The organism is Candidatus Pelagisphaera phototrophica, from assembly GCF_014529625.1.
GTDB lineage: Bacteria > Verrucomicrobiota > Verrucomicrobiia > Opitutales > Opitutaceae > Pelagisphaera > Pelagisphaera phototrophica.
In genome coordinates this window covers 3,715,860-3,730,905 of the sequence record NZ_CP076039.1, presented here as the reverse complement: position 1 = coordinate 3,730,905, position 15,046 = coordinate 3,715,860, and the positions used below count along the sequence as shown (strand labels likewise).

Annotated in this window: 16 protein-coding genes; all 16 read left to right on the top strand. The window is 46.7% G+C overall.

What is annotated here, in order from left to right; genetic code table 11:
- The 16 genes from GA004_RS16220 to flhA all read left to right on the top strand — a co-directional run bounded on the left by GA004_RS16220 (position 1) and on the right by flhA (position 15,042).
- Entirely contained in the window at positions 1-546 is a 546-nt protein-coding gene (locus GA004_RS16220) for a FliH/SctL family protein (RefSeq protein WP_283394927.1), read from the top strand.
- Complete coding sequence (locus GA004_RS16215; RefSeq protein WP_283394926.1) at positions 546-1,868, top strand: FliI/YscN family ATPase; 1,323 nt, start codon at positions 546-548, stop codon at positions 1,866-1,868. Before GA004_RS16220 ends, GA004_RS16215 begins: the two co-directional genes overlap by 1 nt.
- Positions 1,865-2,314: a flagellar export protein FliJ gene (locus GA004_RS16210; protein WP_283394925.1), complete on the top strand. Its 450-nt coding sequence runs from the start codon at positions 1,865-1,867 to the stop codon at positions 2,312-2,314. The genes GA004_RS16215 and GA004_RS16210 overlap by 4 nt, the downstream gene beginning before the upstream one ends.
- On the top strand, positions 2,311-2,922 hold the full coding sequence (locus GA004_RS16205) for a MotE family protein (protein WP_283394924.1): 612 nt from the start codon (positions 2,311-2,313) through the stop codon (positions 2,920-2,922). Before GA004_RS16210 ends, GA004_RS16205 begins: the two co-directional genes overlap by 4 nt.
- 12 nt (positions 2,923-2,934) lie before the next feature.
- The gene (locus tag GA004_RS16200; protein WP_283394923.1) at positions 2,935-4,878 is read left to right on the top strand and encodes a hypothetical protein; all 1,944 of its coding nucleotides are present in this window, start codon (positions 2,935-2,937) and stop codon (positions 4,876-4,878) included.
- Positions 4,879-4,882: 4 nt separating this feature from the next.
- Entirely contained in the window at positions 4,883-5,323 is a 441-nt protein-coding gene (locus tag GA004_RS16195) for a flagellar hook capping FlgD N-terminal domain-containing protein (protein WP_283394922.1), read from the top strand.
- Positions 5,324-5,370: 47 nt separating this feature from the next.
- Positions 5,371-6,846, top strand: a complete 1,476-nt coding sequence (locus GA004_RS16190; RefSeq protein ID WP_283394921.1) for a flagellar hook-basal body complex protein — start codon at positions 5,371-5,373, stop codon at positions 6,844-6,846.
- A 50-nt stretch (positions 6,847-6,896) separates the two neighbouring features.
- A complete protein-coding gene (locus GA004_RS16185; RefSeq protein ID WP_283394920.1) occupies positions 6,897-7,415 on the top strand; it encodes a flagellar basal body-associated FliL family protein in 519 nt (172 codons plus the stop codon).
- Positions 7,416-7,428: 13 nt separating this feature from the next.
- Positions 7,429-8,457 carry a flagellar motor switch protein FliM gene (locus GA004_RS16180; protein WP_283394919.1) on the top strand — a complete coding sequence of 343 codons (1,029 nt, stop codon included), beginning with the start codon at positions 7,429-7,431 and terminating at the stop codon, positions 8,455-8,457.
- Complete coding sequence (gene fliN / locus GA004_RS16175; RefSeq protein ID WP_283394918.1) at positions 8,454-8,711, top strand: flagellar motor switch protein FliN; 258 nt, start codon at positions 8,454-8,456, stop codon at positions 8,709-8,711. Before GA004_RS16180 ends, fliN begins: the two co-directional genes overlap by 4 nt.
- 548 nt (positions 8,712-9,259) lie before the next feature.
- Entirely contained in the window at positions 9,260-9,925 is a 666-nt protein-coding gene (fliO, locus tag GA004_RS16170) for a flagellar biosynthetic protein FliO (protein WP_283394917.1), read from the top strand.
- Positions 9,922-10,683, top strand: coding sequence for a flagellar type III secretion system pore protein FliP (gene fliP, locus GA004_RS16165; RefSeq protein ID WP_283394916.1), 762 nt, complete (start codon positions 9,922-9,924; stop codon positions 10,681-10,683). The genes fliO and fliP overlap by 4 nt, the downstream gene beginning before the upstream one ends.
- A gap of 8 nt (positions 10,684-10,691) precedes the next feature.
- Positions 10,692-10,949, top strand: coding sequence for a flagellar biosynthetic protein FliQ (locus GA004_RS16160; RefSeq protein WP_283394915.1), 258 nt, complete (start codon positions 10,692-10,694; stop codon positions 10,947-10,949).
- 4 nt (positions 10,950-10,953) lie between these two features.
- On the top strand, positions 10,954-11,721 hold the full coding sequence (locus tag GA004_RS16155; RefSeq protein WP_283394914.1) for a flagellar biosynthetic protein FliR: 768 nt from the start codon (positions 10,954-10,956) through the stop codon (positions 11,719-11,721).
- A 1-nt stretch (position 11,722) separates the two neighbouring features.
- Entirely contained in the window at positions 11,723-12,832 is a 1,110-nt protein-coding gene (locus GA004_RS16150; protein WP_283394913.1) for an EscU/YscU/HrcU family type III secretion system export apparatus switch protein, read from the top strand.
- Positions 12,832-15,042 carry a flagellar biosynthesis protein FlhA gene (gene flhA / locus GA004_RS16145; RefSeq protein WP_283394912.1) on the top strand — a complete coding sequence of 737 codons (2,211 nt, stop codon included), beginning with the start codon at positions 12,832-12,834 and terminating at the stop codon, positions 15,040-15,042. The genes GA004_RS16150 and flhA overlap by 1 nt, the downstream gene beginning before the upstream one ends.
- Positions 15,043-15,046: the final 4 nt, after the last annotated feature.

The following is a 15,046-nucleotide window of genomic DNA, read 5'->3' as shown; positions in this document are numbered from 1 at the left end:
ATGATGAGCTTACGAGTCTCATATGATGGGCCTCCGCGAGTGGATGCTAAGGTGTTCGGAGAGGAGATCGAGAAGTCGTATCAAAAAGGTTATGACGAGGCGAGTCAGCAGCATAGTCAACAGATACTAGGGTTTCGATCCGAAGTGAATGCCTTGAGGGAAAAGACATTTTCCGACCTGGAAAACAAGTTTGGCAAGATCGTCGCAGAAGCTCGTGAGGCTCTCATGACGCTAACCCATGATTGTGTGAGCCGGACTCTTGGCGGTGTAGAATTTGATTCTGAAACTATTCTTTCAATCGTGAATTCCGTCATTGAGGAATCTGGTTTGGATGACGAAAAAATGGAGGTTCGACTGAATCCTTTGGACTTGGCACTGCTCGAAGATCTTGAAGTAGGAATTAGGTCGAAACACCCTCGGTTGGATTTTGCTGAGGACAAAGGTCTTCAAAGAGGGGATTGTTTGCTGAGTAGTCGATTTGGCAAAGTCGATGGGCTGATTTCAACCAAGCTAAACAGGCTAAAGGACGGACTGCGACCAAGCTGATGAATCGATTGCTTCCAGACTGGGCTGAAGATATTGGAGTCCGAGTGGATACGGCGGATACCGTGACACGATTGGGCAAAGTTGTCCAAGTCGCCGGACTCGTTGTTGAATCTGAGGGTCCACAAGCCAGTCTCGGTGATATCTGCGATATCGTTTCCCCTAGCTCTGATCTTGTGATTCATTCAGAAGTCGTAGGCTTTAGGGATCATCGTATTCTTTTGATGCCGCTTGAAGACATGGAAGGGGTTCATCCGGGTTGTCATGTAAAATTGAGTACAGGCATCAATCGTGTACCAGTTGGTTCAGAGGTTCTTGGAAGAGTTTTAGATGGCTTTGGGCAGCCCATAGACAGTTTTGGTCCTATCCATTACAGAGAAGAAACGTCTCGGTCCCGGCCTATTCCCAATCCCTTGTTGAGAAGGCGGATCGAAAAGCGCTTCGAGACAGGCATTAAGGCTATAGATCTTTTCAGTCCTGTTGGAGAAGGGCAGAGATTAGGGGTGTTTGCGGGAAGTGGCGTCGGTAAATCGACCTTGATGGGAATGTTAGCTCGAAGTTCAGACGCGGATGTAAACGTCATCGCCTTAGTGGGTGAACGGGGACGAGAACTGAGAGAATTTATTGAAAAGGATCTTGGACCAGAGGGCTTGCGTAAAACGGTCGTCGTAGTCGCTACCTCTGACCAAAGTGCCCCATTGCGGCTACGGGCAGCAAATCTCGCGACTTCAATTGCGGAGAACTTTCGGGAGTCTGGTAAGAAAGTTCTTTTCCTGATGGATTCCGTAACTCGATACGCGATGGCCCAGCGGGAAGTTGGACTGGCGATTGGAGAGCCGCCTGCTAGTAGAGGTTACACGCCTTCGGTCTTTTCCAAGCTCCCAAAGCTATTGGAAAGATCGGGTAATTCGGAAAAAGGGTCCATAACAGCCTTTTATACCGTACTTGTGGAGGGAGACGATTTCAACGAACCGATTTCGGATTCCGTGCGCGGAATATTGGATGGCCATATCATTTTATCCCGTCGTTTAGCGACGGCGAATCACTTCCCGGCTATTGATGTTCTGGAGAGTATTAGTCGCTTAGTTAATGACATTTCTTCGAAAGAGGAAGTCGAGCTCTCTGGATTGGCGAGAGACTACCTGTCTCTGTACCGGGAAAACGAGGACATTATCAACTTGGGGGCTTACACGAGTGGTGTGAACGCGCGCATCGATAATGCTATAGCTGCTCACGGACGTATCATGGAAATGCTGCGTCAAAGTCATTCGGAGCATATTCCAAGTGTTGATTCCTTTTCATTATTGGAGGAGGCGATTAAATGAAGAAGTTTTCTTTCAATTTAAGGGCCTTGTTGAAACTGCGGGAATGGGAGGAGCAGTTAGCCCGGCAAACCTTTAGCCAAACGGTTCAGGAGATTTCCACTCTCGAAGAAAAGACGAGACGAGTCGACGAGGAGAAAGATTCAATTTGCCGGGATTGGGACAAGTCGCACACTCACTCATTTTCTCGAAATGAACGTCTCGCTCTGAATGGAGCGATTGCCGATGCGAGTCAGGCTTCCAAAGAAGTTAGGGATGCATTGGTGACAGCGGAGCAACGACGAGATGAAGCTCTTTCAAGAATGAAGCAAGCTGCTCGGAAAAAGAAGGTTGTAGCGAATTTAAAGCAATGTCGATTGGAGGAGTATCACGCAGAAGCAATGCGGCAGAAGACTATCGAAATTGAGGATATTTACAATGCGCGAAGCATCGAAAGGAGAGGTATATGAGTGTATTACTAACTAAATCGTGGTTCTTAGCCGTTTTGGCTCTCGTTATAATGCTTGGGACTCAAGTGGGTTCGTACGTACTTTATCGCGACAAAATTTTCCCGGCAGACAAGGATGTGCTGGTCATAAAACGTGAGGACCCATCACCGATTGGCTGGAATTTTTCTAGTGATGACCTCAAGCGATTGAAATCGGAGCTCGATAAGAGAGTGGCGAAAATTGCCGAAAGGGAGGCGAACCTCGTAACTTATGAAGCACGGCTGCAATCTGATCGTATTGAGATAGAGGAGATCAAGGCGGAAGTAGAGCGAATGCGCGATAAGCTAATGAAAGATATCGTCGAAGTTGAGGCCTGGGAAGGCAAAAACCTGAAAACCCTGGCTGATACCTATGGGAATTTGGATCCTGAAGCAACCGTAAGTATCTTCAAAGAACTGGACGACGCTACTGTCGCCAAAATATTAAGATTTATGAAGCCGGCGACAATTGGAGATATTCTTCAGGAGATGGCTCAACAGGGTGGCGGAAACGAAGCGATGATAAAGCGGGCTGCGAAATTGTCCAACATACTCAGATTATCAAGAGACGATTTACAGGCGAAAAAGTAATATACAATATAGATGTCCATAGAAACGAAAAGCGTATCCAACCCGGTGGTACGTGATATTGAAATAAGCTCAAAGCGAAATATTTGGAGCAAAACGCAAGGAAGCGAAACGGGAAACAAGGATGGGCAATTCAGCAGTTTTTGGGATAAGGCGTTTGTCGGCGCTCAGAAACTTTTTGGCATAGATGCAGCAGAACGAAACGTGCTAAGTAAAAGTGAAGACTTAGAGGCGGAAGAAGAGCGACGGCACGATACGGAGTGGCGTTCTGAAAATAGAGGTTTGAATTCAACTCCCGGTTTTGGGAACAGGAGTTTAAACCGTATCGCTATTTCAATTCGAAGAGAAAACTCTAATGAGCTACCATCTATGGCGCCCGCTGGTCGGTCGATGGACCAACGCTTGGAGAGATCTGCGGTCGATGACGATTGGTATGAGCGCCGCATAATGGATATTAGAGCAGATGAGGATTCTAACCGTGAGCGTATCGATGAGTTGGAAGACGAATCAGAATCGAAAGATCATACGGCAAAAACTGCCGCCCCCCTGGAAATGGCCCCCTTGGATCTTGCTAATTTTACGTTAAAAAATGAGGGAGAACGCAGGCAAAGTGTTGAAGGACAGCAGGTAAGGAAACCTGAAATGTCGATTGGCATCAACTCTGCTAGGTCCGATCCGAATATGTCCACCAACCTCGCAACGAATTCCTCTGAAGAGACAGCATCAATTGTGCGGTCTCGGTTGGAAAACGTTGAAGAAGTTTCAGCAGTCGCGGTTAGGAAAGTCTTCAACGATGGCGAGAAACCGATTGAGACTGGTTTGGAAAACTCCAAGAGAGCTGGAGAGTACAGAGGGCCAAACGATCGTAACCTGAAAGTGGGAAGGGATATAGGGGGAGACCCAAAAGGAGTGTCTGGCACTCTCTCACGAAATAACGTTGGTTCTAAGGATGTTGATTCGCTTGTTATCGATTTTGATAAAGCTAAGCAAAACCCTACCGCCGTTCATGAAACTGCAAAGTCTGCGAATTCCAGTAAGGTTGGTCACGGAGTTACGAGTGGTCACACTCAATCGAATCTGTCTGGTCCGTTGGCACATTCTTCTGAGGTTCCCGTAGAGAAAGAAGCCGTAATTGACCTGGCGAGAAAAGGGGCGGATGCTACGAAGCAATCCCAGATGAGAAGTCAGCCGAACAGTTCAGCGCAGTCTGATGTGACGAAGCCGAATCTATCCCCGGCATTCAACTCTGGACAGACCACCTCTGATATCAATCAGCCGAAGAGCCCAGTCGATAGATCACTTGGTAAACAGGAGGTTGAAGCCGCCCTAAAGGGAACTGCGCCGACTAAGTCTTCGGGAACGACATCCAAAGCGGATGGTGCGCAGGGCGTACAGTTGGCTGGAAACGACGTTTCCGTTTCGAGTAAATCTTCCTTTACCGCCAAAGCTCAACCTGTGAGTTATGCTTCAAAGTCGGCGGATGAAACCAAGGAAATTTATACTGCCCTCAGTAAGAGTGTTGATAAGCTGGTAAGCACTAAAATTGACGCTGTTTCGATTCGCATAAATTTTGATCAGGGAGGCAGCATGGCCTTGCGTGTTTCCATGGATTCAGGGCATGTAAGCTCAGCAATGCAAACCGACCTTTTTGGACTGGAAAGTCTTATCAAATCAAGCTGGTCGGAGTTTGCCAGTGAGATGAACCAGAAGGGGGTAAAATTTAATCCTCCTCAATTTACAAATTTTGAAAGTGATAGCTCTAAAAATGAGCAATTCATGAATTTCGATCAGAAGGGTGGTAGCGCGAAAGGTGGGCATTATAGTGAGGCCAAATCCAATGGTGGACGCCGCTCGAACCATTCTAATCGGCAGCAGAGCGATAGAGTGAATTCGGAAAGTTCTGAGAGTGTCTCAGGCGATAATCTGGATTCAGAACAAGAACTTCAAACCTACGCGTAATACTATGTCAGATATAGCAACAGATTTTATTCAAAGGCCTCAGGCTCAGGATTTTACTACGATTGATCCAAATTCGACTGGAAAAATAGAGACGCAACAAAAGACTCTTGGCCAGGCGGAGTTCTTCAAGTTGCTCACCACGCAGTTGGCGAGCCAGGACCCGCTCAAGCCTATGGATGATACGGCGTTCATTGCTCAGATGGCCAACTTCAGCGAGTTGGAAATGATGTCTGAGCTGAACGACAACTTTAGCGAGTTTACAGGCGTCCAGCAATTCCAGGCCTCCCAAGGTTACATTGGCAAGAAAGTGACCATGTTAGTAGATGGTGAAGAGGTGTCGGGAATCGCCCAAGGAATTGAACATGTGAAGGGTGATACCAGTGTATTCGTCGACGGAAAGAAATTCGATATTAACTCAGTGTTCAAGGTAGAGCAGCCTCAGTAGCGTAGTAAACTTAACAGCAGACTAAAAATTTTAAACAAACAAAAATTATGGCATTTGGAGCATTAAGCAGTGGAATCAGCGCCTTACGCAGTTTTGCGAAAGGAATGGAAGTAATTGGCAATAATATTGCGAACGTGAATACGGTTTCCTTTAAAGGATCTCGTGTCAAATATTCGGAGACGTTTAATCAGATATTGACCCAATCGGCACCTTCGCCGCAGGACGGACAGGGCTCAAACGTTACGGCTTCTCAAGTCGGTTTGGGTGTGCAGGTAGATACGATTCAGGGACTCTTCCATCAAGGTGGGTTGACGAGTACCAACCAGAAAACGGATCTGGCTGTAACCGGAGATGGATTCTTTTTGGTCAGTGACGCTCGAAATGAGGACGCCAAATATGCAACGCGCGGAGGCGATTTTCGTATTGATAGTCTTGGAAATCTGGTGACGACGGAAGGTTACCGAGTTCAAGGGTCAAATGACGGGGCGATTGGATATAATGTTGCGATCGACGCCAATGGTAATTGGAACTTTGGGAAAAACAATGATGGCGTCTCAGGAACGATCGAACCTTCCGCTTTAGGCGATATCTCGCTAGCCTTCGACAAAAGCCAGGCGGAGGAAGTCGTAGGTCCCTACACTGTAAATGGTGTCTCTCGTAATTCCGTCTACTATACGAACAACCTCATCGCAAAAGACGCTGCTGGCGATCCGGTTTGGAATGGCGATCATAACATCGGTGCTGGATCTATGACCCTCAATCCAGACGGAACGATAGCTAAGGTTCCTGGATGGCATACCTTTGCTCAGGAGGCGGTTGCGGCGATTGTCGCCCAGAGAAATCAAAGCTCTACAGGTGCAGATGCGGTCTCAGATGCTGACATCAAGGCAGCGGTATCTAAGGATATGTTTAATGCGGTCTTTTCTGCTGATGCGGCGGCCACCGGTTTAGATGGTTCGGCCATTACGGATTTGATGGGACTGATCGATCTCACGCATTTAGGAGACGCAACTGCCCAGGCTAACAACGTTGCTGCGATTCAGGGGCTCATTTCTTCAGAAGGAACTCCAGCAGATACCCAGTTAGCCGCATTGCGACGCGTTAATGAAGTTCGAAATGATCAAGCTCCTGATCTCTCAAATTTCTCAATCGACCCTGAGGGAATGATAACGTTTTTCCTTTCCGATGGATCCTCTTTCAACAAGGGGCAGATCATGCTTGTCGACTTTAACGACACCTCAGCATTGATTCGTGAAGGAAGAAATCTGTATAGTGGATTTGGTGCTGCCGGTCTGAAGGGCGTAGATATGGATTCTGAAGTAGGGGACGCCCTGTCTGCTTTGCAAAAAGCCGGTAGGGAAGGAGTTGGAAGAATCCAGCAAGGAGCTCTCGAATTGTCGAATGTAGATCTGACGGAAGAATTTGCTAATATGATTACCACTCAGAGAGGCTTTCAGGCGGGATCTAGAATCATAACCGTATCAGACGATATACTACAGGAGGTCGTGAATCTGAAACGATAACTTCTACCAGTCGTAGGTAGTTAAAAAACCAAAAAGTAACCGAGAATATTATGGCAGAAGAGAACGCAGTTCAAGAAGCCCAAGCTTATTCAGCGAAAAGTGGCGGCAGCATGCTCCCCGTCCTACTGGTCGTCATCCTGATGCCAGTAATTTCTTTCGCGATGTTCAAATTCCTTTTCCTTCCGGAGATTATTAAGCACGCTCCAGTAGCTGGCGAGGGTCATTACGAGGAGATTGACCCTCATAAAATTCATGTGGAAACGGGAGAGAAGCACTTAGTTTCCTTTGGAGATTTAATCGTTAATATCAATGGAACGGGTGGGGCTCGTTTTTTGAGAGTCGCATTTAGTCTCGAAAGCGCAAATCCTGAAATTGAAGACGAAGTTGAGGCGCGAAAAGCAAAGATGCAGGACCTCGCAACCACAGTTTTGCGTCACTTAACGATGGCCGATTTGGAAAGACCAAACATCACGGATACCGTTCGTAATCAGTTGATACAAGGGTTTGACCAAGTGCTGCAGCCTCCGATGATCGACGAAATCTATTTTACGCAATTTGTAATACAGTAAGAGGTATTCACTTATGCCTGAGGAACCACAAGATATGCCGGATGATGGCGAATTTCTAGATCAGACAGATATTGACGCTCTGATCGCAGAAGCCTCGGACGAGCCTGAAGAGATAATTTACGATCCAGATGGCAATAAGGTCCGTACGATGAAAGGAACTCGTATAGAGCCTTACGACTTTAGGAATCCTGTTTTTCTGACGGAAGTGGAACTGCGCCGAGTGTGCATTAGGCACGAAGAGTTCATACGCTATTTGGCAGCCCGTCTTTCGATTTTTCTCCGGTTGGAGTACTCGCTGAAAATGTCGCGGCTTTCCACGCTAACCTATAGCGAGTATACCGAGACGATCGCCAATCCGGCTCACGTCGTACTTTTCAAGGTGGATCAGCTCCATGGTGTAGGAGCGATTGACATCAATCCTAGGCTGGCGTTGACCATGGTTGATCGGATGCTGGGTGGTAAGGGTCAAAGTGTTGAAGGAGAGCGGTACCTGACTGAGATAGAAGTCAATCTGGTGGATGATGTAGCCGCAATCATTCTCGATGAGTGGTGTCGCCAATGGAAGAGTGAACGCGAGTTGAATGCTTCGATTATCGCTCATGAGAGCAATGGCAGATTTTTGGAAACGGCACCTGCGGATTCCAGTATGTTGGTACTGACGATGGAGGCAGGGGTAGGCGACTGTTCCGAATCGATACAAATAGGCATACCTTACTACACTCTAGAGCCTATAATCAAAAAGATGTACGAAAATAAGGAGAGAGAAATTAATCCTGATATCGTTGGATCTAAAAGGAGCTGGAAGGAGTCGTTTGACAAAGTGGATATTCCTGTAAAAGCGGAATGGGATGCGGACAGCCTTACGGTGAAGGAAGTGGCCCATCTGAGGCCAGGAGATGTGATACGATTTCCCAAGACCATATTGGGGGACACACGTATCAGACTCTCTAACACCCGGAAATTTAAGGGAGAAATCGGCCTGGATAAAAACAAGGTCGCAGTTAGAATTAGCGAAAAACTCGAAGAGAAAGAAGAAGAATGAGTGAAATGGTAGAAAGAGAGAAGGACATTGGCCTTCTGATGGATGTTCGGGTTAAGATGACCGTTCAGCTGGGTTCATGTCGCATGCCCATGCGAGAAGTCATGGAACTTGTGCCCGGTTCAGTAATACAATTAAATCAGGAAGCCAAAGACCCTGTAGGACTCTATATCAACGACAAATTAGTCGCCTATGGCGAAGTGGTCGTCGTTGAAGATAACTTTGGAATTAAGATCACTGAGATGGCCAGCAAATAGATCCGTTGGTTGTTTTTGGTTACTTATTGGTAGAGGCCCTTTCTCGGAGCTTGTGAGCGTGAGGGAGCGATGGTTGGATTGTCTAGCACGTGCTCGACTTTTCATGCGGGTTGCTTTGTCGCAAGAAAGCCGCAGAATTTTGAGGTCTTTGCGGTTGAATGACTTGAGTGTATTCGTTACCGGCGAAAAACAGCTGAATTTGAGCGATGCGGCCCTGAAAGGGTGTAGAAATGGCAAGAAATCTTGCTATTGCCAGGCGGTGTAAGCGATCGGGTTTCCTGTTTTAACGAGTAAGCGTCAATTTCTGGGCTCGTTTATTAAAGTTTTGGGAGCGGTGTACGTTATGTAACCTAAGGCTGTAATGCCATAACTACTCATTTTTCGACCAGTTTCAGGAGTTCTCCAGAGGGTTAGAGGGTAGGCAATAAGTGCTTTCAGAGGCTCAATCGAAATTGCTAAGAATCTTTTTCTTAATTTTATCATATTGTATAACAATAACTTAAGTTTCCGTTTGTTGGAACAGGCACAAGCCTTGCTAGGTGTACGGCATGTTCGTACATTACCTGGATCAAGAAAATGGAGCTCCTCGGAGAAAAGGTGAGATTTTCTCAAGCGGAAGGATCCAAGGAGCATCCGATACTGTAAATCACGGTGCGTCTCGTGTGCCGGAGGCGTTGGGTTTTCGGTACATAGCGTCTCTTATAGCAGATCGTCTTTGTAAATCCTCACTTGGCTTCGCGATCGTGATAGCCTGCCTGCTTGTAGGAGCAACGGACTTGATGGGTCAGGTGGAGGAGTCTGAAGATTCTCAGATGGTCTATCCTAGCTCCGCCTCTGATGTTGAAGGTGCTGAGGGTCAGAGTGAATTGTATGAAGACTTAATGCCTGACAAAGGGTCCGGAGTCGGAATGGCGGTTACGATACTTGGATATTTAGTCATTATTGGGGGGATGTGTGTAGCGGCTTGGTACCTTTTCAAACGGGGTGTCATTCGAAAGCCATTTTCTTCAAATGAGGGTAAGCTAAAGGTTGCGGAAAGCAGAATGCTTGGAAATCGGCAGTACATCATGGTTGTCGAGTATGAAGATAAAAAGATCCTCTTGGGTGTGGGACCCGGCAAAATTGACTACCTTACGTCTCTAGATGGCTACAAGAGTGACTTCCCTAAGATTGAACCAGAAGTGGAGCGCGGACCAGTGCGAGAACTCGCATGAAGAAAATCGTATCCATATTCCTCATTACAATTTTCTGTCTAAGCGTCTCTGACGCTGTCTATGGGCAGGCGGCAAGCCCACAGGGCCTGAATTTGAGTATTAATATGGGCGACAGTGAAGAAGGGGGCCAAGATGTAGGAGCTGCTATTCAGATCTTGTTACTGATGACCCTTCTGACGCTTGGGCCGTCTATTGTGGTACTGATGACGAGCTTTACGCGAATCATTATTGTGCTTGGATTTGTGCGGACAGCCCTAGGTGTGCACCAGGCCCCTTCCAATCAGCTGATCGTGGGATTAGCGCTCGTCATCACATTTTTTGTAATGCAGCCCGTTTTTCAGGAAGTGAATACAACAGCGTTACAACCGCTCTTCGATAAGACTATTACGACCGCGGAAGCTTTGGAGAAAGGTTCAGATCCGTTACGGGACTTTATGCTAAAGCAGACAAAGCTAGACGATGTGGAGTTCTTCCTAGACTTGGCGAAAATGGGGCCGACCGCTACGAGCGAGTTGCCCATGCGTGTTGTAGTCCCAGCGTTTGTTATGAGTGAAATTAGAACCGCCTTTCAGATGGGTTTTCTGATCTTTCTGCCATTCATTCTAATCGATTTTCTCGTAGGTACCACGCTCATGGCAATGGGTATGATGATGATGCCTCCGATTGTGATCTCTCTCCCCTTTAAATTGCTTTTGTTCGTCTTAGTGGATGGATGGACACTGGTCATTAAATCTTTGGTACAAAGCTTTCAGTTATGAGTTTGGAAATGGCTATAGAACTATTTCGTCAGGCGATTTACAACGCCCTGACGCTTGTGAGTCCGATCTTGCTCACGACAATTGCGGTTGGGCTTACGGTTTCGCTTGTTCAAGCGGTTACGAGTATACAAGAGCAAACGCTCTCATTTGCCCCTAAACTGTTCGCGGTTGGTGGAGTGCTTGTTTTTTCCGCCTCTTGGCTAATGAAGACGCTGATGAATTTCACGATTACCGTATTTTCTAAGATCACGGAGATCCCTTTCTAAATCGATGTTCGCCCCCGACGACATATTTGCTTTTATATTGATCCTGACCCGAATGGTTGGGCTTTTCCTGTACATTCCATTCTTCGCCCATAAGACGATTCCGTTTATCGCAAAGGGTGGATTCTCTATGGCCTTCGCCTTAATCGTTTTACCGTTGGTGGATGTGAATGTTGCTTTACCCGACTCACTCTTGGTTCTGATTATCTGGATGGCAAAGGAAATGGCAGTTGGGTTATCGATGGGATTTGCCGTCCGAATGTTGTTTTTCCTGATAGACTTTGCTTCACATATTCTGACAGTTGAGATCGGTTTGGCACCCGGAGCCGAGTTTGATCCTTCCACCTCTCGGGGAGCAAATCCGATTGGTACAATCATGTATTTTCTCGGCGTGATTGTTATTCTTTCAGGAAGTGAGTACGATATCCTCAGAGCTTACATCGCGAGTTATGAGGTTGCTCCTGTTGGGTTCATGGAAGTTAATCACTATGCGGCTGAATTCATAATAAAACAGACGGCGGGGATATTCAAAATTGGGATACTTATGGCCGCTCCGGTGATTGCAGTCAACTTTCTGGTAAACCTAGTGTTTGCTGTGCTGGGTAAAGTGGTGCCGAAACTGAATGTATTCATACTAAGTTTCTCTGCCCGTATTCTTGCTGGCATTTCGATTTTCTCTTTCTCGGTATTGTTGGTTGTTGGGTATATTATCAACTACTCCAACAATACAACCGAGGTGATGATGCGCTTTATCATGTTCCGACCGGCATTCTAAGATGGCAGATACAGATAAAGATTCAAAGACAGAAAAAGCTTCGTCAAAGAGACTCAACGAGGCTCTCCAAAAGGGAAACTTTGCCCAAGCTCAGGAAATTGGAGTCGTATTCACTCTCTTTGCGGGACTACTTGTAGTTCTCTGGTACGGACAGGATTTAGCCATGAATGTGATGAATCTGTCCGTCTCCATCTTTGGCAATTTGGCAACGATAGACATCAATGAGGATGGCATCGAGTATTGGTCCATGCAAACGATGACTGCCTTGTCCCGTTTTTCGGGGCCCTTTCTGATAGCTGGGATGGTTGGAGCGATTGTAGCAGGAGGCATCCAGTCCGGGTTTCGGTTGACGCCAAAAGCTCTCAAGTTCGGTTTTGAAAAACTTAACCCGATTTCGGGAACGAAGCGGCTGGTATCCAAGGATACTCTAGTAAAATTTGGGATTGATCTGCTGAAGCTGATTGCGATCGGAGCAATTCTTTATGGAGCGATTGGAAAAATCGTTAATGATCCAATTTTCTATGCGGTAATAGATTTCAATCATATAGGTGTGTTTATCATAGATACGATGGTTTACGCATTTATCCGGCTTATTATATTCGTCGCGATAATTGCAATCATCAGTTACATCTACCAGAAGGTGAAGACTGCAAATGACCTCAAGATGACAAAAGAAGAGGTTAAGCAGGAAAGAAAAGACGCGGACATGAGCCCGGAGATTCGTAAAGCGCGATATGCCATGGCTATGCGTCTGATGCAGACACAAATGCTTGATGATGTTCCCACGGCCGATGTAGTCGTCACAAATCCAACCCACTACGCGATAGCCATGAAGTATGAACGGGGAGTAGATGAAGCTCCTATGGTTCTGGCTAAAGGTGAAAATCTATTTGCTCAGCGAATCAAGCAAGTAGCTAAGGAGAACGGAGTGCCGATTGTTGAGAACAAGCTGGTTGCACGAATGCTTTATAAGGCCGGCCAGCCAGGCAAGGCGATTCCGGCTGAAATGTATCAGTCCGTCGCCGAGATTCTTGCGTATGTGTATCGAGTACACAAATACTACTTTCACAAACTAAAGGTGAGAAGGGGCGTTAAGTCGAAGAATAGATAATGGAATCGGCAAAAGGAAATTTTGACCTAGGCAAAATTCTAGGATTTTTGAAGAAGGGTGATACGGTTGTAACGCTCGGCATGTTCGGTACAGTATTGCTGCTGTTTATGCCATTGCCGGCAGTGATGCTAGACCTATTGTTGGTGGGGAGCATAGGGGCCTCTCTCCTGGTAATGCTCGTGATCATCTATGTCAAGGAGCCATCTGAATTTACCGGTTTTCCGACGATACTTCTTGGACTTACCATTTACCGGCTTGGGCTGAACGTAGCATCTACGAAGCTCATTCTCTTAAAGGGGGATGCTGGCAACGTAATCGAGTCTTTTGGCACGTTTGTAGTCGGAAATAATTACCTAGTAGGAGCGGTTGTATTCCTAATTTTGGTGGCGATCAACTTTATGGTCATCACTAAGGGTTCGGGCCGTATCGCGGAGGTGGCCGCCCGATTTACCTTGGATGCGATGCCCGGTAAGCAAATGGCGATCGATGCTGAGCTTAATGCGGGAATTATTGATGAGCTTAAGGCGACCGAGCGACGCGAGAAAATTCAAAAGGAAGCCGACTTTTACGGGGCGATGGACGGTGCTAGCAAGTTTGTTAGAGGAGATGCGGTCGCTGCGATATTGATCACTGCGATTAATGTATTGGGAGGAATCGCTATCGGGATGATTCAGCATGGTTTAGTGTTTGGAGATGCCGTGCAGAAGTTTACTCTGTTGTCTATCGGGGATGGTCTTGTCTCTCAGATACCGGGACTGATTGTATCACTCGCCGCTGGTGTTCTGGTAACTCGGACATCTGGAAACTCTGATAATCTTGGAGACCAAATCGGAGGCCAGCTCTCAGCTTATCCGAAAGCAATGGGCCTTCTTGCTTTGATGCTGGTTGGAGTAGGGTTTATTCCTGGGATGCCTAAAATGCCATTCATGATGGTGGCGGGAGTATTTGCTGCCCTTATGTTTAGTTTACGGAAAGCGGAGAAAGTTAAGGAACGAGAGAAGGCAGTTAAAATGGAGGATGAAAGACGCGCGGAAATGGAGTCCGGTTCGAGCGGTGAGCAAGACGACGGGAAGAGTATGCCCGCGGAGTTTGAAAAACTCATCGAAGTGGACGTATTCGCTTTGGAGATAGGATACAACCTACTGTCTCTAGCGGATAAAGTTCAAGGAGGGGATCTCTTGGAACGAGTCACGGGCGTTCGGAAGACCATAGCGAGGGAGCTAGGCATCGTTGTTCCACCGATTGCTGTTAGGGACAATTTGGAACTGGAAAGCAACGAGTACCGTTTTCTCTTGCATAATAAGGAGATTGTTCGCGGAGAGGTCATGCCCAACCGTTGGCTGGCCATGAATGTATCGAACAGTGAGATTCCAATCAATGGTATCCCAACCGTAGAACCTGTCTTTGGAATCGAATCCGTTTGGGTCGATGAAGACGAAAAGAAGAATGCGGAAATGAATGGCTTCTCGATTGTCGATTCCAATTCCGTACTTGTGACACATCTATCTGAGGTTCTTAAAAACAACGCGATGTATCTCGTGGGACGGCAGGATGTGCAGAAACTCATCGACCACGTTCAAGAAGACCACCCGGCATTAATTTCCGAGTTGCTTCCAGATCTCGTCAACATTGGGGTCATTCATCGAGTATTACAGAATTTGCTAAAGGAAAATGTATCCATACGAAACATAAACTTGGTTTTGGAAGCGATTGCAGATTTTGCTTCGATATCCAAAAATCCTGATGATCTGTCCGAGTACGTAAGGAGAAAGTTAGGAGAGTTCTTCGTTCCTGCGTATGAATCGGAAAAAGGCGTTCTCAAGGGGATAACAATGGATCCTCGACTAGAGCAGGTCATAGCTACCAAAATCCAGAGAACGAATACAGATTATACTTTATCACTGGATCCGCAGTTGGCACAGCACCTGCTACGTGAATTAGCATTGAAAGCGAATGACATGATTGAGAACGGACTAATGCCAGTATTTGTAACCGCAGCGGAAATACGCCTGCCATTCAAGCGCTTCTTTGAGCCGTCTTTGCCAAAGCTGAATATTCTAAGTTACCAAGAGTTGCCGGCGGCTACGGAGATACAGAATTACTCGATTATTGTGTTCCCGGAATTTGTTCAGGATCAAATACGAAAGATATCGGAAGATGCGAAAACGGCTCCAAGGGAGGAGCTCGTAGGGATGGCTCAAAGTAACTAGATTT

What these genes read in the sequence shown, in the direction of transcription:
- GA004_RS16220 (WP_283394927.1), top strand. Translation starts at nt 1, where the DNA reads ATGATGAGCTTACGAGTCTCATATGATGGGCCTCCGCGAGTGGATGCT.
- GA004_RS16215 (WP_283394926.1), top strand. Translation starts at nt 546, where the DNA reads ATGAATCGATTGCTTCCAGACTGGGCTGAAGATATTGGAGTCCGAGTG.
- GA004_RS16210 (WP_283394925.1), top strand. Translation starts at nt 1,865, where the DNA reads ATGAAGAAGTTTTCTTTCAATTTAAGGGCCTTGTTGAAACTGCGGGAA.
- GA004_RS16205 (WP_283394924.1), top strand. Translation starts at nt 2,311, where the DNA reads ATGAGTGTATTACTAACTAAATCGTGGTTCTTAGCCGTTTTGGCTCTC.
- GA004_RS16200 (WP_283394923.1), top strand. Translation starts at nt 2,935, where the DNA reads ATGTCCATAGAAACGAAAAGCGTATCCAACCCGGTGGTACGTGATATT.
- GA004_RS16195 (WP_283394922.1), top strand. Translation starts at nt 4,883, where the DNA reads ATGTCAGATATAGCAACAGATTTTATTCAAAGGCCTCAGGCTCAGGAT.
- GA004_RS16190 (WP_283394921.1), top strand. Translation starts at nt 5,371, where the DNA reads ATGGCATTTGGAGCATTAAGCAGTGGAATCAGCGCCTTACGCAGTTTT.
- GA004_RS16185 (WP_283394920.1), top strand. Translation starts at nt 6,897, where the DNA reads ATGGCAGAAGAGAACGCAGTTCAAGAAGCCCAAGCTTATTCAGCGAAA.
- GA004_RS16180 (WP_283394919.1), top strand. Translation starts at nt 7,429, where the DNA reads ATGCCTGAGGAACCACAAGATATGCCGGATGATGGCGAATTTCTAGAT.
- fliN (WP_283394918.1), top strand. Translation starts at nt 8,454, where the DNA reads ATGAGTGAAATGGTAGAAAGAGAGAAGGACATTGGCCTTCTGATGGAT.
- fliO (WP_283394917.1), top strand. Translation starts at nt 9,260, where the DNA reads ATGTTCGTACATTACCTGGATCAAGAAAATGGAGCTCCTCGGAGAAAA.
- fliP (WP_283394916.1), top strand. Translation starts at nt 9,922, where the DNA reads ATGAAGAAAATCGTATCCATATTCCTCATTACAATTTTCTGTCTAAGC.
- GA004_RS16160 (WP_283394915.1), top strand. Translation starts at nt 10,692, where the DNA reads ATGGCTATAGAACTATTTCGTCAGGCGATTTACAACGCCCTGACGCTT.
- GA004_RS16155 (WP_283394914.1), top strand. Translation starts at nt 10,954, where the DNA reads ATGTTCGCCCCCGACGACATATTTGCTTTTATATTGATCCTGACCCGA.
- GA004_RS16150 (WP_283394913.1), top strand. Translation starts at nt 11,723, where the DNA reads ATGGCAGATACAGATAAAGATTCAAAGACAGAAAAAGCTTCGTCAAAG.
- flhA (WP_283394912.1), top strand. Translation starts at nt 12,832, where the DNA reads ATGGAATCGGCAAAAGGAAATTTTGACCTAGGCAAAATTCTAGGATTT.